The sequence below is a fragment of the Paenibacillus methanolicus genome, from assembly GCF_008124765.1.
Taxonomy (GTDB): Bacteria; Bacillota; Bacilli; order Paenibacillales; family Paenibacillaceae; genus Paenibacillus_Z; species Paenibacillus_Z methanolicus.
The window spans coordinates 297,553-320,580 of the sequence record NZ_VNHS01000003.1; the positions used below are offsets into that span (position 1 = coordinate 297,553).

Here is a 23,028-nt window from a genome sequence, read left to right on the forward strand (position 1 = left end):
GCCACCATGACCGAACGACCGAAACGCACCACATTTAAAGCCCGGCTGGACGAGATGATCGAGGTGCTTACGAATGACATCATGACGGGCAAATATCAGGAAGGCGATCTGCTGCCCTCCGAGATCTCGCTTGGCGAACAGTTCCAACTTAGCAAGAAATCCGTCCGCAAGGCGCTCGATACGCTCGTAGACGAAGGGTATATCGAGAAGCTGCCGCGCATCGGCGCCCGCGTCCGCAGCGCCAATCCCGGGAACCGGGTCATCGTGAAGTTCGGCTACTACCCTTCTCTGGTGCAGGAAGCGAACTTGATGTCCTTGATCGACGCGTTCCGCAAGCGCTATCCGCAGATCAGCGTACAGATGATCCCGCTGCCGGCCGGTCAGGCATCGCCGACGATGCGGGAGAGCATGGAACGGGAATCGATCGACCTTATCACGGTCAATACGCAGAATTACGAGCTGTTCCTGGACGAGGGCTCCCATCCCGAATCGCTCGAACCGCTGGAGCCCAGCGATGGTATCTACCCCTTCCTGACGAAGCCGTTCACGGCAGACGGCACGCTGTACGTTCAGCCGTTCGTCTTTTCGCCCATCGTTTTGTGCTACAATAGGCGGCATTTCGAGGAAGCGGGGGTGCCCGAGCCGGACAGCGGTTGGTCCTGGCGCGACGTTCGCCTCGCGAGCGAGGCGTTATCCCGCGGCAACGACCGGTTGGGCGTGCTGTTCAATCTGCTGTCGACCAATCGCTGGCCGCTGTTTCTGCTGCAGAACGACTATACATTTCGGACTGACGAGGCGGGGAGAACGGTCTATCGAGACGCCAAGCTTCGGGAATGTCTCGAGAGCTGCCGCGGCTTCGCGGACGACTCGTCGATCTCGCTGTTCCTGACGGAGGAGGAAGTGTCGGAACGGCTGTTCGTTCGCGAGAAAGCGTCGATGATCGTCACGAGTTACTTCCATATGAACGCGCTGCGGGAGTCGGGACTCGACTTCGATATCTCGCCGCTCCCCTATTCGAAGGAAGCCCGGACGTTATTGCTCGTCATCGGCTTGGCGCTCAACAAGAACAGCGCCGCCAAGCAGGCTGCCCGGACGCTGATGGAATTTCTGCTGTCGCCCGAATCGCAGCTCGCGATCCGGAAGCATACGCTCAGCATTCCGAGTGTGCGTTCGGCGGCGGAGTACCGTCCGCGCAAGGAAACCCGGCCGCTCCGCTATTCGATGTACCGGGATATTATCCCGACGTTCCGGTATCACGGCGACTTAGGTCTCCCCTTCCGCAGTCTAATCAGGTTGAATAACGAACTGTTGCTTTATTGGACGAAGATGGAGGATGCGGATGAGATCTTGAGGAGAGCGGAAGAGGCCGATTCGTCATTGCGTGCCGACCCCAATCTCGAAGAACCGGCCGCCGGCCGCTAGGCCAATCTGTACAGCTGGGAGACGTCTACCTCCCCTTGAAGCGGCGTTCCGCCGGCGTAACGCTCGACTTCGTCCGCGATATACGCCCCGATGCGCTGCAGCCCGTTGTTCTCGGCTCCCGCGATATGCGGCAGCAGCGTCACGTTCGGCAGCGAGCGGAACGGATGGCCGGCGTCCGGCGGCTCGGGATGCGTGACGTCCAGGCAAGCCCAGAGGCGTCCCTTCCGAAGCTCCGCCACGAGCGCATTCTCGTCGATCAGCGAGCCGCGCGCCGTATTGATGAGAATGGCGTCGTCCTTCATCAATCCGAGCGTGCGCGCATTCATCATGCGGTCCGTCTCCGGTATCGACGGCGCATGGATCGATACGACGTCGGACGAGAGGAGCAGCGTATCCAGATCGGCTTTGACGGCCCCCATGGCGCCGATCTCCTCGTCGGATACGAACGGATCGCTGACGAGCACCCTTACCTCGAATTGCCGCAGCAATCGGATCAGATGACGGCCGGACAACCCCGCGCCGATAATCCCCACGGTCACCTCGTATAGCTCGCGCACGCGCTCGCGCTGCTTATCCCACTCTCCTTCCCGCGTATTGCGGGAGAGCTGCCACATGTTCTTGAGCGATACGATCGCTAGTCCGAGCGCCGTCTCGGCCACGCCGCGCGCCAGCGCCTCGTTCGCCGTTCCGATCCGAATGCCGCGCGCCGGAATCTCGGGGCTCAGAATCGGCTTCACCGTGCCGGCCGCGTGCAGGACGAGCCCCAGCTTCGGACAGCGGTCGAGAATCGCGGCATCCAGCGGAGGGCAGCCCCAGGACGTTATGACGACGTCCGCGTCTTCCGCCAATTCGGCGGCCAGCGACGGGGACGGATTACCCTCGATCTCGTTGATCGTCAACGTGCCGAATCGCCCGATACGTTCCCTATGCGCCGGCGTAAAGATGCGATCGGTAAAATGTTTGCTCTGCAGCATGGCGATTTTCAACGGTTTCATCTCCCTTTAACTCCCTTTCTCGGCTGATGCCAAGGCGTCGACGATCATTTTGAACAGCACGAGATCGTCCTTGTAATCCTCCGCCGTCGTCTTCGGCTCCCGATCCTGCGTGATCGCCTCGTGCAGATGCTTCAATTCCAGCGTATACGGATCGGTGAACGTCGGCCTCACGACGGATTCGGTATAGACTTCGCCGTCGGTCTCGCCTACGATCAGCTTGGTCGGCAGATGGCGGATATACGGGGTATCGTATTGAACCTTGACGGACTTGCCCATCCCGTACACCTCGATATGCGCATCGAAGCGCCCCTGCAAGTCAACGCCGGTCTCGAACACGACGGAGAAGCTGCCGTAGTCGAAGATTACCGTCAGGAACGGCCAGCCGTCGGTCTCCGTATACTTGGCGCCGACGACTCCTTGCGGCATGCCGAGCGCCTCCCGCATGACGGATAAGTCGTGACTGGACAGTCCGCCAAGCAAGCCGTATACGTCGTGGAGCGGAGATCCGGCCGGAAGTCCGGTCGCTTCGCTCACGAGCGCCACGGTTCTGCGGTTGCGATCCTCCTTAAGCGCCTCCGGAATATCCCCGAACGCGACCGTATGACTGGTCGGCTTGATGAAGAAGCCGTTCGGGCCGATGATGTCCCTTACTCGCGCGTAATGGATGCGCTCTATTCCGCGGATCTGCTCGACCGCCTCCACGAAAGACGCCGCATAGCGCCTCATATAGCCTACCATGACCTTTACGCCGCTTCGGTTCTTCGCTTCGATGATGGCGTCCGCTTCCGCGAACGTCAGGCACATCGGTTTCTCGATCAGGACGTGCTTCCCTGCGTTGGCGGCCGCGATCGCGCATTCCGCGTGGTATTCGTTGCTGTTCAACACGAACACGACGTCGACTTCAGGATCGTTCGCAAGCTCGCCCGCGTCCATATAGAGGCGATCTACGCCGTATTTGTTGCCCATCGCGGCAAGCAGTTTCGGCGAAACGTCGCACATCGCCGCGATGCGGTATCGGTCGGGCATGGCCTCTAGCACGGGCAGGTGAATAACCTGGGCGACTTCGCCCACGCCGACAAGGCCGACGTTCAGGATTTGGGACATCATGCTTCCATCCTCTCGTTATCGGTATAATCTGGATTCTTACAAGGAAATTATATCTCCAGAATTCAAGAAAGGTCAACATATTTGTGCCCCAGATAGATACCAGATTCAACAAGAGAGGCCATCCTCGTATTCGGGCAGATTGAAGAGGCCTTCCTTTGCAGAACGACCTTTGTTCACCTTCTTATAGCAAGCCCTAAAAGCCCGCAACCGAATATAGAATGCGGGCTTTACTATCGCATCGGACCGGCGTCGCCGTATCCGCGTTCATCCATCTTAGCGAGAAGGCAGCAGCGGACGCAGCGCGTCCGCCCAGAAGCGGTACCCCCGTTCCGTCAGATGGCAGAAGTCGGGCGCCGTCTCGGCCGATAGGGTCCCATCCGGCTCAAGAAGCCGCGGGCCGATGTCCACGAATTCATAGCCGCGTTCGAGCGCCAGCGCTGCATAACGGACGTTGATGTCCGCGATGAGCCGACGTCTCGGATGGTCCGGATGCTGTTCCCGCGGGAATACGGCCATAATGATGATCTTCACGCCGGGAACCAGAGATTCGACGCGGTCGCAGATCGCCCGCAACCCTTCGGCAATCTCATCCGGCCGGTTCGCGCGCGCGTTCGCCGTCTCGCTCGTATTGTTCGTCCCGATCAAGATCACGATCGTCTTGGGCGCAAGTCCGCTCATCTCGCCGTGATCCAGCCGCCACAGCACGTTCTGCGTGCGATCCCAGCCGAAGCCCATGTTCAGCACCCGATAAGGCGCGAACGCGGCATCCCATGACGATTCCGATCCCTCTACGCCTATCGTCTGCGGCCAGAAATGGGTAATGGAATCCCCGATTAGGACGATTTCCGGATTGATCCTCGCCTGTTCTTGAAGAATGCGCTCGTGCCTCTCCCACCAGTCATAGTTATCTTCCTCGAGCTTGGATACCGGGATCACCGCCGTATTGACGGATTCATGCGCCATCTTCATCTCCATGCCTCCTTACGTCATCGTTTTCCCGTTCTTGACATCGGCGGGCGTCATGCCCCACGTCTTGCGGAATACTTTGGTGAAATAGCTGAAATCGCGGTAGCCCAGCATATTCGCGGTTTCGGACACTTTCATGCCTTCCGTCAACCATTGCATCGCCAGCTTCATTTTGCGCTCGACGATATAAGACGTGAACGGTTGCCCCATCTGCTGCTTGAACAAACGGGACAAATACGAGGCATTAATGTACAGTTTTCCAGCCACCTCATGGAGACCGATATCTTCGTGGATGCTCGCATCTACCAGTTCGATCATTTTGCCGATCAATTCGTGACGGCTCGTATGCTTGCGTTCATTGACATACAGACAGATGCGATCGACGACGCCGTAGAGCCACTGTACCGTCTGTTCTTTGGTGGTTAAGGCGCGCAGATTGTAAAAGTACGCCAGGTGGCTGCCGACGATTTCGTTGAGCGACCAACCTTGCAATTGAACGACGCGCACGATCAGCGAGCTCAAGTACAGCATATTCTCATGCACTTCATCGCTAGTCATGGCCGAATCCAAATACGCATGGACCCATTCGTCGATCATGACGAGCGCGTTCTCTCGTTGCCCGGTTTCCAGCGCGTGGGCAAGCGACTTCTCCCGTTGGATATCCGCGGCAATAACGCTGCGCGGCTCGCGTTTGTCGCGATAAGGGACGACGATATCGTGCCCATGCACCACACGCTCTTCCAGCGCTTGACAGGCTTCCCGATACGAATCGCTCACGGTACCAGGTCGATCGCACAGACGACCGATACCGGCGCTGGCGGTTATCTTCAGATATTCCTTGAATACGCCGAGCAGCCTCGTCGTATGGAGATGAACCTCCGCCATGAAGTCATTCGCCGATGACGAATCGCGCCCATCGCGCGCGCCATCGAAGAAGACGAGCACCGTCGCGCCGGCATGATTGGCGAAAATAAAACAAGGCACTCGATCCAAAAATTCCTTCGCCAGCCCGAGCAGCGAAATTCTCACGAGCGTGCCGTCTTCCGCGGCGAATCTGCCATTCGCGTTCGTCAACGGGTCCGGATCGACGACCGTTACCGCCCATATCGCGTCATCCGGCAGCGAGATCATTAGTTCGCGGCTGCGATTCCGAATCTCCCAATCCGCGTAGCTGCCTTCCATCCAGCTTTGATAGAAAATGTCCTGCAGCCGAGGCAGATGCTCCGCCCATTTCCGCTGCATTAACTCGTGGCTATACTTAGCCTCGAGATCGCGGCGGATGCTCTCGCGCGCCTCCAATACCGCCTGCAGCACTTCCGCGTTGCCGGAGGGCTTAAGCAAGTATTTCATGACATGCAGTTCGATGGCGATTTGGGCATACTTGAAATCGTCGTGTCCGCTGAGCACGATGATCTTCGCGAGCGGGTCGCGCTCCGCGATGCGCCGGGCGACGGCAAGCCCATCCAGTTCGGGAATGTTGATGTCCAGCAGCACGATATTCGGCTTCATCTGTTCGAACAACCGTAACGCTTCCGTGCCGCTGGACGCCGTCGCGACCACCTCGATGCCCTGTTCATCCCAAGGGATGTTGCGGGCGAGATTATTCAGCAGCCGAGGCTCGTCTTCCACGATCATGAGATTCATAGGCACCTCCGATGGGGATCCATAATACGACGCTCGTTCCCTTGTTCTCGACGCTATCGATGGTCATATCGGCCGAATCGCCGTAATACAGCTTGAGCCTTGCTTTGACGTTCCATAAGCCGTACAGATCATGTCTTCGAATTTCATGTTCCCATACCTTGTCGGCTTGCACGGAGAGCTTCGCTAGCTCGCTTCGTATATAATCAAGCCGATCCGCGCCGATGCCTTTGCCGTTGTCGGACACTTCCAGCCGCAGTTTCCCCCGTTCTTCGCGGCAGTCGATCGCGACTTGCCCGTCCTTCCTCTTCTGCTCCAACCCGTGCAGGATCGCGTTCTCGACGATCGGCTGCAGCAGCAGCTTCAAGACGTGATGCTGCTTGCACGCTTCTTCCATCCGGATGGACACGGACAGCCGATCGACGAACCGAATCTGCTGGACGCGCAAGTAATATTGAAGATGTTCGATCGTCTCCTCGACCGTAAACTCGTCCTGCCCCTTGCTCAAGCTCAATCTGAAAAATTTCGATAAATTCAACACCATCTCCGTGATCTCTTCCGCTTCGTAATTCTCGGCCATGCTATAGATCGAATCGAGCGTATTATAGAGAAAATGCGGGTTGATCTGCGATTGCATGACGCGAAGTTCCGCCTTCAGCCGCAGCAGCTGCTGCTCGTAATTGTGCTTGATCAAATGTTTCTGCTCGGAGGCCATCTCGTTGAACGCCTGCATGAGATAGCCGAACTCATCCTCGCGCTTATGGGGCAATGTCGTATCCAACCGCCCGATTCGCACCTGCTTCATCCCGTAAGCCAGCGTTCGCAGCGGCGAAGCGATGCCTTGATAGACGACCCACGAGATGGCAATCGACAACAAGAAGCTCATGCTGATAATGACGTACATGAACGATCGCAGCTGACTCGTCTCGGCATACATCGCGGAAGCCGGCTTGACCATCATGATCGACCATCCCGACGCTTGAGACCGGTAACGCACCAGCATTTCCGGTTCGCCGCTCGGTCCGGATTGGCGAATCAACATGTCGTCCGTGCCGGCCGTCCAAGGCGGAGGTGCTTCATTCGGGTTCGTTCCCGCAATCAGTCGGTTATCCGGGGTCAGGAGATATACGCGCTCGTTATCGGCATGCACGAGCGTGTCGAGATGTTTCCTCAGATGGTTGGCCGACAACGTAATGAACAGCACATGTTTCCGTTCGCCGGGTTTGAACGGATCCATCGCCCGCAGCAGCGACACGTAACCGGCCTTGAACGTAGGGTCCAGCTGCTGATAGGAACTGAACTCGTCCGTGCTCGGTATCAGCAGCAGACGTTTCCCGCCCGATTGCAACAAATCGCGATACCAAGGCTGATCCAGCAGCTCATCCATCCTTCTGCCTCCGTATTTAGAGGACAGGACGGTCTCGGAATACGCATGATAGATGGATAATTGCGTTAAGTAATTGTTGACCGAATTCATATTGGACAGGTGGTTCAACACTTTGTTGAAATCCAAGGTCATCTCGGCCGTCAAATGCGGATCATCGCGGCGGAGCAGTTCATTCAGATTCGCATCCGTCGCCAGTGCCATGGACATATTCTCGAGGTTATCCATCGTCATATCGATCGCTTCCATGGCCGACGAGAGCGCGATCGTCGTTTGTTCGTTCACCTTGCGTTCCAGTATCCGTTCGGAACGGAGACTGGCGAATAAGCTAACGGCGACAAGCGGGATGAGAATGATCAGAAAATAGCTCGTTAGGCGAAATTGAACCGACCGTTTATAAGCGCTCGTTAAGCTGGGGAGTATAGGGGGCATTCGTTACACCTCCGGTTGGAACGGTGAATGGGACGAACAATTCTATGTACTTACGCTTATCTTAACATAGAAAATGGAAGAAGAGGCGCGGCGACGGAAAGATCCGCCATGCCGCTCCCCTATCTCCCTACCCCTTGATCGCGCCGATCATGACGCCTTTAATGAAATACTTCTGCAGAAACGGATAGACGATGATGATCGGCAGAATAGCCACGGCAACCGTCGCCATCTTGACCGTCTCCGGCGGCAGCTGCGCCAAATCCGTCGAGTTGACCGCCAGCTCCTGGCTGATGCTCGGCGTCTGGATCATATTCCGCAAGACGATCTGGATCGGCGCGAGACTCCGATCCGTGACGTACATAATCCCCTTGAAATATTCGTTCCAATGGCCGATGCCGTAGAATAGGCCGACCGTTGCCAGAATCGGAGCCGACAGCGGCAGCACGATCCGCACGAGCGTCGCGATATCGCCGCAGCCGTCCACGCGAGCGGCCTCCTCCACCTCCTGCGGAAGACTCTCGAAGTACGTTTTCATAATGAGGAAATTAAAGGTCGATACCATGCCGGGGACAATCATCGCCCAGACGGTGTTGTACAGACCAAGCTCCCGGACGACCAGATAGGTAGGAATAAGCCCGCCGTTGAACAGCAAGGTGAAAATGATCGCCAGCAAAATCCCGTTCCGCCAAGGCGTCGATTTCTTGGATAACGGATAGGCGAGCAGCGCGGTAACGAGCAGATTGAGGAACGTGCCGACCACGGTGATGAATACCGTGATTTGCAGCGCGTCCGGAATGCGGCTGCTCCCGAAAATCTCCTTATAGGCTTGAAGCGTGAACGAACTCGGCCACAGGATGAAGCCGCCGTTGCGCAGCACCTCGGTGTAAGGCGTGACCGACATGACGAACACGAAGTAGAGCGGGAACAAGGTCGACAGCGCGAACAGCGCCAGAACGGCATACAGCACCCCGTTTACGAGTCGGTCCGATTTCGTTACCATATGCCCGAACCTCCAACCTTCTTGGCCAGTTTGTTGGCGCCTAGAATAAAGACCAAGCCGATGACCGATTTGAACACCCCGGTCGCCGCCGCGATACTGAAGTTCAACTGTTCCAGACCTTGCCGGAACACCCAGGTGTCGATAATATCGCCGACGTCATAGACCCTTGCATTCAGGAAGATGTACACCTGGTCGAAGCCCGCATCGAGAATGCTGCCCATTCGCAGGATGAGCAGCAGCACGAACACCGAACGGATGCCGGGCAGCGTAATATGCCACATCTGGCGCCACCTTCCCGCTCCGTCCACGACGGCCGCTTCATACAGCTCCTGATTGATGCTGGCAAGCGCGGCTAGATAAATAATGGCGCCGAAACCGACGTTTTTCCACAGATCCGAGGCGATCAAGAGCGGACGGAAGTAGTTCGCGTCGGTCAGCAGATTCAGATCGCCCCACCCCATGTCGCGGACGAACGTCGTGAACAACCCCGACCCCGGCGCGAACAAGGAGAAGACAATCCCGTACACGATGATCCAGGATAGAAAATGCGGTCCATAGGTGATCGTCTGCACGACGCGCTTGAACCATCGCGATCGGATCTCGTTCAGCATGAGCGCCAAGATCACGTCCGGCAGCATATTGAACACGATCCGATAGACGCTGATGATGAGCGTATTTCGCAGAATGAGCGGAAAGTCGGGCGAGTTAAAGACCGTTCGGAAATTATCCCATCCCACCCACGGACTTCCCCAAATGCCTTTCAATAGGTTGTAATCTTGAAACGCGATCAAGATCCCAACCATAGGCACATAGTGGAACAACAAATAATAGAGCAAGCCGGGAATCATCATGATCATCATCCATTTGCTGCGGTACAGCCTTCGAAGCGATTTGCGAAATCCCGTCGCTGTCGCGCTGGTTTCAACGGCATTCGCCGGCTGCTTGATTGGCGTTATAGCTTCGTTCATGCCTGTTCCCTCCTTTCTGGCGTGCTTGCCGATAGGAAGAAAACCCTGCATCCAGGGTTTTCTTCCTATCCCGTTCTTATTGGAAAGCGTCTAATGGATTGTCTTTCAGCGCCGAATTGATCTGATCGGTATAGCCTTGGAAGATCTCTCTACCTTTGAACTTCGTCATGAGTTCCTCGCGGTACTGCGGCCACTTGTCGGCGCTCTTGTCTTCGAAGATCATCTTGATGTGCAGCTTGTTCATCTCCTTGCGCAGGTCGCCGATGTTCATGCCTTCCGGCGGCGCAAGCGTGATCGGCGGAAGCGCGTCGTGTTTCGGGAAGGACGCCACCGTCTTCAAGATCGCCTGGTCGCGCGGCGATACGCGCGGGTCGATCACGTCGAGCCCGAGCACGGACGGCTCTTCCGGCGTGAAGAACCGGTAGATGCCGAGCCAATTCCCCGCATTGGCGATGTCCGCATCGTAGGCTTCCGGGATGAGCGTAATGGTGTTGCCTTCTTTGGTGTAGTGCTTGCCTTCTTGCCCGTAGTGGGTCAGCAGATAGCCTTCCTCGCCGGCGAGCCAGTTCAAGATTTCGAAGGAACGCTGGATGTTCTCCGGCTTCTTCTCCGCTACGGCGGCGCCGACCATGATGGACGTTTCCGGAACGCCGTATTTCCAGATGGCCGGTTTGTCCGGGAACGGATTGAACGGCTGCCAATTCGCCTCGGGAATCAACGCTTTCGTGCGGGCTTGCATGCTGTTGGGAGCTCCTTCGAGCGCCACGTTCTGATCCCCGCTGAAGAAGATGCCGATTTTGCCCTGCGCGGCTTTATCCAGATGTCCCGGCGTTTTGCTCAAGAACCAGTCGGGATCGATGATGCCTTCGTTGTTGATATCGATAATGTCTTGAATAACCTTTTGCACGCCCAGATCCGTCCGGTTATCCACGAACTTGTTGTCGACGATTTGGAAATCGGCTACGAAGCCATTCGCCAGCCATTGCGGAAATTCCAACGGGACGCTTGCTCCGTTGCCGGAGGTAGAGAAGCCGTACGTGTCCTTCTTGCCGTTGCCGTCAGGATCGTTATTCGTGAATTGGCGCATGACCTCGATCATCTCGTCGTAGGACGTCGGCGCTTTCAAATTCAGTTTATCTAACCAGTCCTGGCGCACGTACCAGGCCGGGTATTGATTGCGCATGAACGGCAGGATGCCCCGGTTGAAGTTCATGCCTTTCAATTGATACGAGTCCAGCTCCTGCTGCCTGACCCACTTGAAATAATTCGGCGTCGTCTGTTCGTTCAAGTACGGCGTCAAGTCGGCCAGCAATCCGTCCGTCGCGTACTTCTGCGAAGCTGCCCCGTCCCCGATGAAAATATCCGGTATATCTCCGCCAGCCAGCTGCACGTTCATCTTATTCTTGTAGTCCTCGCCGCCAACCATATAATCGAGCTTCAGATCGACGTTGAACTTCTCCTCGATCGCCTGCTTGACGAAGTCCTTGTCGGCCGCCGGCAACGTGGCATTGGCGGATGCAGATCCGACCGGCGTCATGAATCGCAGGCTGAGCTTCGGCTTCTCGTCGGTCTCGGGCTCCTTGACCGGATCGCTGCTTGCAGCCGGTTCGGCGTTCGCCGGAGGCTCGTTCGTTTCCGCCGTATTGCCATTGTTCGAACAGGCTGCCGTCACGACGCTTAGAGCCGCTAGAACCGTAAGTAAAGATTTTTTCACCCTACATCGCCCTCCCATGTCTATATCGTTCATCTGCTTACGTTTATTATCCGTGAAGCGCAAGCGGATTCATAGATGAGCGCGATGACATTCGAGTGGTACTTTTTTTACTAGAACGTTACATGGTATGGATGCATATGCGCGAAATAAAAGAACGGCCCCAGTCGCCTGGAGCCGTCCTCGTCATTCAGTCTACTTTGGCGAGCGTATAGCTGCCTGCCGGCGCGCGGAATGCCAATACGCCGCCTTCTACGGTTACTTCGCCATATTGGTCCGGCTGCCCGGACATCGAAATTCGCCATGTGCCCGATTCCAAATCCGCCACCGTCAGCAGCATATCCGCTAGTATGCCATTAGTGGACAGCGTTATGGAACCCGTCAACCGATCGCCGCTCTTGCTGAACCAGACGGCTCTGTCCGCGATCTGCGCGCCCGTCATTAGATTCGTGTCGAGCAGCTGGCTTGGAAGCGTCGCCGTCTCGCCGTTATCCATCACTTGCATCACATTCAGGAAATAATCGGTTTCGGCTTCTGTATGCGGTGAAACTTGCACGCGCCACGAGCCTTCTTCGACGGTGTGCTTGCCCGGATCTTGGAAGTTGTGGAGCATGTAATTCGTGCCGAAGACGTCGAACTTCTCGTTAGGCGTGCCTTCGCCTTTCATCGTAATATCGAGATTGTTGGCAAGCGGCAGCAGCGTTTGATTGACCAGTTTGCCGGAATAGCCGTCCGCGCTCCTCGTGACGGACGTGACCGATCCGCTCACGGTAGGCTTCTCCATCGTATGAAGCAGCCAATATTTCTCGAAGCCGCTGTCGGCCGATACGACCTTATCGAAGACGACCATCGCGGCCGGATGTGTGCCGGTATTCAGATTCATGAACATCATCGAGCGTTCGAACTGCTTCGCTTTTGCGGAGTAGGCTTGGGTCAAGTCCCCCTTGATGTAGCTGTATTCGGGCGCTTGCGGATCGGTTCCGAACTGATGGGCTGTTACTTTGGCCCTCGAATAGTCCTTGCCAACCAATTGATCGAGCGTCTGGGCTTCGTAATAGGCCGTATTGGCCCAGTGCTGACCGCCATCGTTCCCTACGACGCCCCGATAGGTCGTGACCTCGGACGGATCGAAGATGAGCATCGAATTGTGTGCGATCGTTCTTTTATAATAGTTTCGGTCATGAGCGCTGCCGTAAGCTACAGGTTTATCGATATTGGGATCACCCGTCTTAGGCTGCAAAAGTCCCGATCCCATCCCGCTGTCGATGGCAAGCGCGCCCTGGTAATACAGCTGGAAGGCGCCCGCGTCCAAATGCTGATGATTGCCGAACCAATACCCGCCGATTTTCATTTCCGCGACGACGGATGGCGAATTCTTGTTGACCGTCTCCGGCGTGTCCCAATCCGTCCTCGCCACCATCGATCCCATCGGCGATCCGAAATAACGGGTAAGCGGCAGATTGTTCACGGAGGAAGCCGCCTTCGTCGGCTGCACGAACAACATTTCCATCGTAGGATCAAGTGTTCCAATTCTATACTCTCGCATGAACATATCCTGTACATAAGGATTGTCATACAAGTAGGCGGCTAGCATGGATGCCGTCTCATATTTCCATGTCGTGTTCACAGGCGTATAAATGTCCTGATACGAATCCCCGTCGCGCAGCAGCTGGCCATCCGGACGGCGGGTATAGATCGCCCGCATCAAGACGTCGCCTTGTTTGGAGGAGAAGATATCGCCTTGTCCCATGCGCCGCATAATCAGCTGCGCCCATAGCTCCGGTACATATCTGGCCGTCATGCCATAAGAATCGCCTTGGTGATGCATCCCGGATTCGTACCAGAAATTGCGCGCGGGCACATATTTGTTGAATAGCGGGAGCGCGGCAACATTATAAATCTCGGGATCTTGATCATAGACGGCAACGCCAGCCGCGAGTAAGTTTTTCATCAGCATATCCTCGCTGTCATGGCCTTGGATGGCGTTGATCACATTGGATACCGGATAGCCCATTTCCATTTGTTTGGCAAGATCCTTCATTTTCCCGATTATCGCACCGCGTAGGCTTTTATCTTGTTGGAAGAGCTCATGGTCATAACACCAATCGTACACGATGGCGGCCGCATTAATCGTATCGCCGATAACGTGATTCTGAGTATGATCGCTATTCTCAAACTTTACGGTATTCAGGAAATTCATGAGCATGGTAATTGCGCGCTCTCCCTGCTCCGGGTCCTCTTGCAAGAGATATCTGAGCGCCCTCGCCTCGATTGCCTCGCGAACGCCTGCGTTATAATTCGTCTTGGCAGGCGCTACTACCGGAGGCAGTATACCTTCGGGCTCGCCCATTCCCAGATCGACGCGCGTCCAATTCTGGCCGTCTACGGATACGTCGATATCGAAGAATGCTCTGCGTTGATTACCATTGTACCAGGCTATAGCTACGGCATGGATGTCCTTGCTTCCGCCGAGATCGAACGAAACCCATTCGCCGGCACCCTCCGCCGCCCAAAACGTGGACAAATTCCCATCGATCGTTTTCCACCCATCATTGGCGCTGCCTGTCGCGATGCTCCACTGAACGTCATGCGCAGGCAGAACGACGTTCCCCCCTGCCTGAGTCTGCCCGTATACTTTCACCTCCGTGATGGAGTTCCATTTGCTGCTGCTTGCGCTATTGTTGCCTTTGCCGACAATTCGCACATAGCGAGCATGCTGTACGCTTGGCAGCGTATAGGTTTCCAGCGCGGTCGTCGTACCGCTGCTCTTGGCCGTGAAGGAGCCCTCCTCGCTCTTTCGAAGCACTTTATTCCAGATTGCCGCGGTGGCTGGATCCGTCATTTTGGTTTGCAGTTGCGGGATGTCCGTCTCTCTGAGATATAATCGCGGATGCTCGTCCGGCGGTTTGATCATCGTTTCGAGCGTCACATCGGTTCCCTTCAGCGGCATGGCGATCGTCTCATCGGTCTGATCCGATTTCCACACCGTTACCGGCGTCGTCGTCGGCAGGAATCCGGCGCGTTCCGCTTTCAATCGATATCGGCCGTTCTCCACCTTGGGACTAATCGTAAACGAGCCATCTGCCGCGGTCGTTCCCGTCCCTAAGACGGTGGCGAAATTCAGGTCCGCATCGCCGTATAATTTCACTGTGGCGTCGGCTATAGGAAGCCCCGAGCCCACTTGGACGACTTTGCCGCCGACTGTATATTTGCTGCGAATCATCTTCATATAATCGACATGGAGCGTTCCTGTATTGTCGGAAGTTTCCCATGTGACGGCATTCAAGCTTGTAAGTCCGCCCGTCATAAAGGACTGATCGAGCAAAGCGGCGGTATGCGCATCGATCCGTTCAGCTGGCGTCTTGATATACGTGCCTGCCTGAATGGCATCGCTTGTCAGATAGACATCGTACTTCTTCGTATCCCAATCCATAACAATCCGGATCGTATACCATTGGTCCGAGGCAAGCGGTTCCGTGTTAGGAAGGAAATTGTTGGCCGTTGCATTCACGGCTCTTGCCAAGCCGTCCTTGAGAATCCGGAATTGAGCGGCTGGCTGCAGCACGCCGCTGCTGTTCTTGCCCAAGAGCTTCAAGCTAACGGCCGGGAACATATTGGCCGCCGTCGAATCGGGCACATAACGAAACTTCGTCTCGAATTCGTATCTCCCTACAGTTAGCGGCTCCAGCTGACGCAGGGCAACCACGCCCGAGGTCGAAGCGCTCTGATCGTGTAAGGAAAGGCTGCGGTTGCCTCCGCCAGGCGTATTCGAGACCATGACGGTCCCAGAACCATAAGCCGAATAAGCATTGGGCGTCGTCCCGACCGGCTCGCTATCGAACGTATCGTGGAGCGGAAGAACGGCCGGAGCACTGGAGAAAGCTTGGATATCGTCGTAATAGCTGGTGCCCGTATTCGAGTTGCCCGTGTTCAAATATACGCTCCACTTCACGGCATTCGCCGGCGCTTCCGACACCACCTGGAAACCCGTCCATGCGCCGATCGGGGAAGACACATGTGCGAATCGAGGCGTGCCGATCACCTGATTGGCGCCATCATAGAAACGGAGCAGAATGGTGGCCGTTCCGGAGGCCAAATAAACCTGGCCATTCACCGTATACAGATGGCCGGACGCGGCATCCTGCTTCACGCTCTCCGCCGCCACTGTCGTACCCGCGCTTGCGTCCACGATCTTGAGACTGCTGGTCCCCGATGCTTTCTGCTCCCCCGTTACCGTGACGCCGCCGGAGCCGGCGGTCTGCGTCCACCCGGTCAGCCCGGATTCAAACCCGCCGTTCAGCGCGATCGGAGCAGCCGATGACGTCCTTGCGAGGATGGGGATACAGCCAATGCACAGCGCCAACACCAATAACATGTTTACAAGCTTTTTCATTCATTCACACCTTTCTCAGAGGATTGTATTGGTCTATCCGTAGACCCGCTCTTTGATTCGTCTCCACGCCTGAATGACTGTTCACCGCTGCGCTTACGGAGAATTTCATAAGTGCGTACTGGAAAGTCATTTATTTGTCTTCAATTATTGTGTAGATGCTCTCCCTTTCATAGAGGAGTGCTTTGACATTCGAATGGCACTTTTATGACTATCGTCGCGTTCGCCAACAAACAGAAAAAGCGGTCGCGCAGGTCTTACACCTGCGCGACCGCTTTTTGTTTAACCTTCGTTGATGGAGTGCGATTGATCATGAGGAACGATAACAGGTACAGCCGTAACGGTCTGATTGCCGGCCTGATCGGTTGCGGTATAGGTGACGGTATACGTGCGACCATCCCCATTCCCCGATCGTTCGGCCCGTAAGGCGAATGAGCTGGCCGGCGTTCCTATCGCGGCTTGAATGTCGCCTTGGCCGCTGTCTTGTTCATCGCTCGTGATCGAGGTTAAATTCACCGATGCTACACCCGAAACGTCATCGTTTGTAGTCAGCGCGGCATTCACCGTCACCATTTTATGATTCGCCGGCCATATGGACGTTTTATCTAATCGTACGGTTAATTCGGGAGCCGTCGTATCCACTTTGAACGCGATCGCTTGGCTTGATTCCGTTCGGCCGGCTTGATCTACGCTGCGATAATGAAACGTGTATTCCCCGTCACTGAAAGGAGGAATAGATCCCGTATACGGCACCCATGGTCCATCGTTAACCCGGTATTCCGTTCTTGCGACTTTCGATATCGCATTGTTGGTTGCCAAACTGATCGTCACATCCGATGTATACCAGCCATTGCTGCCGTCAGGCGTTTCAGGACTTACGGTTGCAGCCGTGACCGGCGGCGGCGTCTCCGGCTTGATGCTGAAGTCGTCCACCCAATATTCCTTACCCGTATTGTCCGGCGCCATCAATCGGAAGCCGGCGGAACGCAAGGAGCTCAATCCCGCGTAAGTGCCACCCAGATTGCGGATTTCCCTTACGTCCACCTCGATCGTGTGCCATTGCCCATCATCGATTAGTTCTTGGACAGCAGTAGGCTGATTCGCCGATTCAGTCGCCGCGATGGGATACGTCCGATCATCGTCCCACCGGATCTGGTAAGCTTCCAATGCAAGCACGAGCGGCGTTCCCTTGTTCACCTTATACTTCGCGCTGACAATCGGAAATTGATCGATGTTCCAGTCCGGTGGATTGTACCCGAACCGGAGCTCCCTCGTCTCCTTATCGTTGGCGTGAAAGAAGACATGGATAACGCCATTCGTTCCGTTCTCGAACTGCTGCTCGATGTTCTTCGCTTCATTGCCGCGGGCGCCATGCCGGTATAACTGGGCATAGAGGCGGTCATCCGCGTCGAAGGAATTGTACACCAACGGCTGACTGAGATAGTCGACCGCATGGATGATCACGTAAGTCGTACCCGAGATCGTCTTGCCGGCAGCATCCGTCGCGGTGCAATAGACCATGTACTGACCCGGCTGCGCATAAGCATGAGAAGGCGTTGCTCCCGTCCCCGTCGAACCGTCCCCGAATTTCCAGGAATACGATACGGGCGCGAAGCTGCCGTATACGGAAGCCGAGAATGGAACCGCGGTACCCGTTACCGACTTGAATTGCCCCGTTGCGACCTGCAGCGATTCGCGCGCGGCAGCCCCGGTCTCCGCAATGCCGAGGTCCGGCGCGCTGCCGGCATAAGCCAAGTTGACGGAGGCGCCGTCGGCCCAGGTCAACGGGGTATCGAGCGTGAGCACGCCGCTTGTCACGACGCCCGTAGCCGGGTCCGTCGTATAGGCGATATTGATGATCCGGGCACGATTGCCGGAAGAACCGACGGAGATCAAGTCGCCCTGCTCTCCGCCGATCCCGAAGCCGTCATAGAAGTAGTTCGGATTCTCAACGGTAATCGTCGCGGTTGCATGACCCGCGCCTACTGCCTTCGTTAGATTCGCGCCCCCGTCGATCATCGGGCTTCCCGCTTGCAGCGTAAAGTTGTAGTTACCCGGGTCCGTGAAGAGCGGATTCACATTCGTATTCTCATCGAATAAAGGCACTTGGCTGCCCGAAATTTGGGACATGGCCTCCACCGCTGCCAGCGTCCGAAGATTATAGTTAGATACGTTGTTATCCGTTCCGAGAATCATGGGGGTAACGCCGGGTCCATGCCAGAAATTGTTCCGAATGAAGCTGATCGTCCGGGTTCCGTCAGGATTGATCGCCGGTTCGTTGTACCGCAGATTTTTGTTAGATGCGTTGTTGTCATTATTGTAGAAAATGTTATTTTTATAAAAGTTGTTTTGAATTGTCCTTAATGCGTAATTATCTCCGATATAATGAACCCACGTGTCATTCTCGGCAAACACGTTGTTGTAGAAAACGGAATCCTTGAATAATAAACCGGTTTCATACGGGGAGCTGCCTAGGGTGCCAGAGCCATAATTGCGAATAAAACGGTTATAGCGGAAAATAACTTGATTCGCGTGGATCGAATTTCTGGAGGCTGCATTCCCGGAGCCTAACCGCTGCTCGGCGAAGACGTTGCCTTCCAGAAGAATCCGGCTATTCGGGGCTATCTCGAAATTGCGGCTCCACTGGCTGTTGAACACATTGTTCCGCACGACGACGTCACGCACGGAATGGTATGCGCCTGCGTAACCGAAAGCGAACACGGTGTGCCTAGCTTTATTGAAGTTATTGCCTTCGATTAACAGCTTGGAGCTGTTGGCGACCGTGATGAGATCGTCGCCGTCATAGGCTTCCGTGACGCTGTTGCGCAGCAGCTTCAGCTGCTCGGTGTAGTTGATGGAGAAAGGAGCGCGCGGCCCCCAGCCGGCCGTGGCGTAATTGAACACGCAATCCGAGATCGTAATGTTGCTGTTCTTCGTTCCGCCGGCTGTACCGTTGCTGCTGTCCAGCATAATCCATTTCCCTTTATTCAGATGAGACGTGACCTTAAAGCCGCTAAGCGCGAGGTGCGATTTCCCTAAGATTTTGATGACAAAATTGTCGGAAGCCGCATAAGTAAGCGTTGTCTGCCCCGCATTCATGGCCTTGAAGGTGATCGGGTTACCTGCCGTTCCGCTATTCTGCGGTATGAACTGCTCGCTGTACACGCCATCCATGAACAGTACGGTATCGCCGGCTGCCGCTGTCGCCGCTGCTTTGGTTAACGTCCATGGCGCAGCCGTCGATAAGCCGTCATGAGACGCGCTGCCCGTCGGACTGACATAATACGTCGTCCCTGTTGCATGGACAACCGAGACAGGAAGCAACGTCCCTAATTCCAGCATACTAATGAGCATCATCATTACGACTGCCACGAACGAGTACGTTTTGAACCTTTTCAATGCACATTCATCTCCTTTTCGGTTGGATCACTTTCCGCGCCTGCCCGACCATCAACCATTACCACGCGCCAAGATTTGTTTATGAATCCCCTCCTTTCCAGTTTGTAAGCGTTTTCAAATATATTGCTCTCGAACGGTGTGAAAAAGGCACGCCTCTTAAGAAGCGGATGCTTGCCCTTTTCACCCGTAATCGGCTAAAAGCCGCCCTCGTTCTCGTTCTGTCTATCCAGCACGGGCGGGAAGCGGATTTCCACGGTCGTGCCGGCTCCCGGAATACTGGCGAAGCTCAATCCATACTGTGCGCCAAAATAAAGCTTGATTCGCTCGTGAATGTTATAGACGCCATACCCATGCCATTCATCCTTCGAGTGCTGCTGCGGCATGCTCGCGAGATCCTTGGCCGACATTCCGATCCCATCGTCCTGAATGCGGAGCGTAATGACGCCGTCTTTCAGTCCGCCGCTGATCGCGATGGTTCCGATCTTATCCGGCTTCATCTGTATCCCATGGACGATGCTGTTTTCGACTAAGGGCTGCAGCGTGATTTTCGGTATTTCATAAGGCATGACCTCTTCGTCTATGTTCCAGATCAGAGTGATGCTGTTCTCGAAGCGATGATTCTGAATTTCGATATACGTCTGGAGGTGCAGCATTTCATCGCCGATCGTGACGATAGCCCTACCCTTCCTTAAACTAAGTTTGTAGAAGTTGGACATCGAGCCGATCAACGATTCGATCTCCGGCACATCATGCTTGATCGCCATCCAATTAATCAGGTCAAGCGTGTTGTACAGGAAGTGCGGATTGATTTGCGATTGCAGCGCTTTAAGCTCTGCTTGGACCAGCTTCAGCTCCGTATTCTTCCTCTCTTGGCCGGTTTTGAACTGCTCCTCGATCAAGATCTCGATTCGCTTAATCATGAAATTGTAGTTTTCCGCCAATTCTCCGATTTCGTCTCTGCCGAAATTTTGCTTAATGACGGATAAATGCCCTTCCTGGACTTGACGCATCTTGAAGATTAAACGGTAGATTCGCTTGGTGCTGGACACGGAGCTGATATAGGCCAACAAAAAAGCAATGACGGCCATCGCAAGCATGATGAGAATCCATACATTCCGTTGATGGGAGCTGGCCGTCAGGATATCGTCAAGCGGGACGACGCTGACCAGCGTCCAATCCGTATTATCGATCGCCTGGTAGCCGACAATCGCCTGTTTGCCCTGAACACTCGTTCTCTTCCACTGCTCTATCGTGAAATCCGTTACCCGCCAGTCATCGGTTTGCTCACTTGTTGCCGTCGATAAGACGACGCCATCGCTGCTGGCCATATACATCATGCCGGTATTCGTCATGCGAGCTGCCTTTGTCATCAATTCCTGTACGTCGCTTTGGAGAATATCGACGCTGAGCACAGCCATATTCATCGAAAAATCATTCGGATTTTTGACGAAACGTATGGTGGATAACACGTCATTCTCGATCATGCTTCCCGACGTATCGGTGTAGTGGGTCGTTGTAGGGGACAATAGGGTCGTCACGCTGCTGCTGGCGAGCTGGTCATACCAGGGCTCTTGGCGAATGCCTTTCATGCTGTAGATCGATTGGCCGTCTCCCGAGTACACCAATTCATCCGGAACGAACAAACGAATGAGAAAAATATCTTGATTGCGCAGCAAATAATGAAACAACCGCAGCAAATAGGCGCTGTCTTTCACTTGCATGGGGACGCCGTATGATGGAGCGCCCATTCTTCCGAACACTCTCGTCGCCTCTTCATCCAGGATAATATAGTCCGAAATTAAGGAAGCGCTGTTAATCTTGGATGCGATCGAAGAAGCAGCCTGTTCAAGCGACTGCCGGGCTGAATAGATGGTGTTATCCTCAATCACCTGCGAGGCCTGCTTGTAGGCGAGCAGCGTAAAGCTTGCGAGCGGCACGATCATGAGGAAAAAGAAAATGAGAACGAGCTTTTGTTTGATTTTGAGATCCTGGATGAACGACCATAGCGCTCGGATCGCCGCCCCGATCATCGTCATTGCCTCTCCCTAAATTCGGATGGATTCATGCCCGTCATCTTTTTAAATATTTTGGCGAAATGATTGGCGCTTTGGTAGCCTACCCGAATCGAGATGTCCGACAGCTTCACTCGGCCTTCCCTGAGATGCTCTTTCGCTTTTTCCATTCGAATTTCGGTGAGGTACTGGTTAATGGTTTTGCCTGTTTTCTCTTTGAAAATGCGGCACAAATAATTCGGGGTCAGAAACGTATGCTGGGCAAGCTTACTTATGGATAAATGCTCGTCATGATAATGCTCTTGGATATAGTGCATGATCGTAAATACATGCTGACCGCCAAGATGCTTGGCCTGAATGTTGTTCATGACATAGTCAATCCGCGCTTGCATATAATCTCGGATTTCGGTCAGACTCGATAACTTCGAGAAGACATCCCAGTCATATGCGCGCGCATGGGCCTCAGCCGGATCGATATTATACGCGGCCGCGAATGCGTTCAGCTCCAGCAGCATGCCATAGAAGAAGTCTTTGACCGATTCTACCGGCAAATCGGGATGCCTTCGGATTTCGTCGTGCAACTCGTGGATGAAGCGAAGGAGGTGCTCTTTGTCGCCTTCATTCAACCTTGCGATAAATGGCGACGTTACTCCTCTGTCCAGACGGAAGCCGTTCTCGTTACTTGTCTTATCATCGTAGACCGCCATCTGGTTGGCCCCCGCAAAAAAACGTTTCTGCAAGGCAAGTTCAGCGGTCTGATAAGAATCCTTCACGTGACTCACGCTTTCCGCCAGCTTGCCGATTCCCATGAACAGATCCGCTTTGACGCGTGCGAACTCTTCGATCTTTTCTTTCAATAGCGTCACAAGCATGGGAGATAGAATGTGATTCGTAATGCCTTTGCCATATAAAAGAACGACAAGATGGCGGTCATCCTTAAACCCTGCCAGGTGATGATAAAGCGGACTTTTGAATACGAGATCGACGGCTTGCCGTATCGCGGATCGATGCTGATGAACGCTCTCTTCGGCTTGATCAGGGTACAAGTCAATTTGGATCATAGCCGTTACAAAGCTGCAGGAAGAAGTCAGATTTCGAAGCAGATGCTTGTATGGCTGCACGGGGTCGGCGTTCGTTAATCGTCCGCCGATCATATCCAAGACGATCCTTTCCTTAAGAATGACGTCCTGTTCTTCTCTGATCGTTCGTTCCTGGGAGACGGTCAACGCGGTCTCCCGAATAATGCGCTTGAATTCCTCCCGGTTAATCGGCTTCTCCAAATAATGGACCGCCCGCAGTTGAATAGCAGATTTCAGATACTCCTTATCCGCATAGCCGCTTAAGAAGATGATTTTGCAATCCGGGAGCAATTCCTTGAGCCTGGTCGCGAATTCGATTCCGTTCATGCCCGGCATCTTAATATCGGACACGAGAATATCAGGCTTCAGTTCCTTCGCGACTTGCAGCGCTTCCGCGCCGGAGCCGGCGCTCTCCACATGACTAACCCCGAGGCTGCCCCAGGGAATATACTGGACGAGCCCGTCTCTCGTCGCTCTCTCATCGTCCACGATGATCAGGTTCACCATTCGCGCCTACTCTCC

Annotated in this window: 13 protein-coding genes and 1 pseudogene; 2 read left to right on the forward strand and 12 right to left on the reverse strand. The window is 54.8% G+C overall.

All coding sequences use genetic code 11. The annotated features are described in order from the left end of the window. Positions 1 to 6 precede the first annotated feature (6 nt). Positions 7 to 1,422: an extracellular solute-binding protein gene (locus BCM02_RS10190; RefSeq protein WP_148928969.1), complete on the forward strand. Its 1,416-nt coding sequence runs from the start codon at positions 7 to 9 to the stop codon at positions 1,420 to 1,422. On the opposite strand, the gene BCM02_RS10195 is transcribed toward BCM02_RS10190, so the two are convergent. Beyond that, entirely contained in the window at positions 1,419 to 2,417 is a 999-nt protein-coding gene (locus tag BCM02_RS10195) for a hydroxyacid dehydrogenase (RefSeq protein WP_148928970.1), read from the reverse strand. The two genes, BCM02_RS10190 and BCM02_RS10195, sit on opposite strands and share 4 nt — an antisense overlap. A 6-nt stretch (positions 2,418 to 2,423) precedes the next feature. Continuing rightward, positions 2,424 to 3,524 carry a Gfo/Idh/MocA family protein gene (locus BCM02_RS10200; RefSeq protein ID WP_246183300.1) on the reverse strand — a complete coding sequence of 367 codons (1,101 nt, stop codon included), beginning with the start codon at positions 3,522 to 3,524 and terminating at the stop codon, positions 2,424 to 2,426. Between the two features lie 42 nt (positions 3,525 to 3,566). On the opposite strand from BCM02_RS10200, the pseudogene BCM02_RS36585 reads away from it, so the two are divergent. Then, positions 3,567 to 3,620: pseudogene (locus BCM02_RS36585) on the forward strand (zinc finger domain-containing protein); the annotation flags it as partial. Between the two features lie 177 nt (positions 3,621 to 3,797). Here the strand turns inward: BCM02_RS36585 and BCM02_RS10205 are convergent. The 10 genes from BCM02_RS10205 to BCM02_RS10250 all read right to left on the reverse strand — a co-directional run bounded on the left by BCM02_RS10205 (position 3,798) and on the right by BCM02_RS10250 (position 23,013). Further along, a complete protein-coding gene (locus tag BCM02_RS10205; RefSeq protein ID WP_246183301.1) occupies positions 3,798 to 4,493 on the reverse strand; it encodes a GDSL-type esterase/lipase family protein in 696 nt (231 codons plus the stop codon). Between the two features lie 12 nt (positions 4,494 to 4,505). Then, entirely contained in the window at positions 4,506 to 6,134 is a 1,629-nt protein-coding gene (locus BCM02_RS10210; protein ID WP_148928971.1) for a response regulator, read from the reverse strand. Then, complete coding sequence (locus BCM02_RS10215) at positions 6,091 to 7,947, reverse strand: cache domain-containing sensor histidine kinase (RefSeq protein WP_148928972.1); 1,857 nt, start codon at positions 7,945 to 7,947, stop codon at positions 6,091 to 6,093. Before BCM02_RS10215 ends, BCM02_RS10210 begins: the two co-directional genes overlap by 44 nt. Before the next feature lie 127 nt (positions 7,948 to 8,074). Next, the gene (locus BCM02_RS10220; protein ID WP_148928973.1) at positions 8,075 to 8,947 is read right to left on the reverse strand and encodes a carbohydrate ABC transporter permease; all 873 of its coding nucleotides are present in this window, start codon (positions 8,945 to 8,947) and stop codon (positions 8,075 to 8,077) included. Beyond that, positions 8,941 to 9,915, reverse strand: a complete 975-nt coding sequence (locus BCM02_RS10225) for an ABC transporter permease (RefSeq protein WP_148928974.1) — start codon at positions 9,913 to 9,915, stop codon at positions 8,941 to 8,943. Before BCM02_RS10225 ends, BCM02_RS10220 begins: the two co-directional genes overlap by 7 nt. Positions 9,916 to 9,991: 76 nt before the next feature. After that, positions 9,992 to 11,629, reverse strand: coding sequence for a type 2 periplasmic-binding domain-containing protein (locus tag BCM02_RS10230; protein ID WP_187434128.1), 1,638 nt, complete (start codon positions 11,627 to 11,629; stop codon positions 9,992 to 9,994). A 187-nt stretch (positions 11,630 to 11,816) separates the two neighbouring features. Further along, positions 11,817 to 16,019: a heparin/heparin-sulfate lyase HepB gene (hepB, locus tag BCM02_RS10235; RefSeq protein WP_148928976.1), complete on the reverse strand. Its 4,203-nt coding sequence runs from the start codon at positions 16,017 to 16,019 to the stop codon at positions 11,817 to 11,819. A gap of 279 nt (positions 16,020 to 16,298) precedes the next feature. Further along, entirely contained in the window at positions 16,299 to 19,415 is a 3,117-nt protein-coding gene (locus tag BCM02_RS10240; protein ID WP_148928977.1) for an OmpL47-type beta-barrel domain-containing protein, read from the reverse strand. A 194-nt stretch (positions 19,416 to 19,609) separates the two neighbouring features. Next, entirely contained in the window at positions 19,610 to 21,451 is a 1,842-nt protein-coding gene (locus tag BCM02_RS10245; RefSeq protein ID WP_148928978.1) for a cache domain-containing sensor histidine kinase, read from the reverse strand. Beyond that, complete coding sequence (locus BCM02_RS10250) at positions 21,448 to 23,013, reverse strand: response regulator (RefSeq protein WP_148928979.1); 1,566 nt, start codon at positions 23,011 to 23,013, stop codon at positions 21,448 to 21,450. The genes BCM02_RS10245 and BCM02_RS10250 overlap by 4 nt, the downstream gene beginning before the upstream one ends. Positions 23,014 to 23,028 lie beyond the last annotated feature (15 nt).